Here is a 262-nt window from a genome sequence, read left to right as displayed (position 1 = left end):
GTTCGAACATCACCATCAAGGCTGGCGATACCGTCGGCACCGTGACCGTCCCTGCGCCTAGCGATGACGTGTTCATCGACAAGAGCACGCAGACCGTCAAGATCACCGACGCTACCGGCGGTAACTTCGAGAAATTGGAAGTTGCCGGCAACGGCGCGACAACGACCATCAACGACACCATCGACAAGGTCGATGTGGTCCTGACCGCGACCAACACTGTGGGCGAAGGCGGCAATATCGTTTACACCGCCAGCCTTGTGGA

General features: G+C 58.4%; 1 protein-coding gene. It reads left to right on the top strand.

Features of this window, described 5'->3' with window-relative positions; all coding sequences use genetic code 11:
* Positions 1-262: immunoglobulin-like domain-containing protein (locus JBE38_RS27580; protein WP_205345604.1), on the top strand; the 262-nt coding region annotated here is incomplete at both ends.

It is taken from the genome of Pseudomonas sp. ICBG1301, assembly GCF_016918385.1.
Classification (GTDB): Bacteria; Pseudomonadota; Gammaproteobacteria; order Pseudomonadales; family Pseudomonadaceae; genus Aquipseudomonas; species Aquipseudomonas palleroniana.
This window is presented reverse-complemented; position numbering and strand designations above follow the sequence as displayed.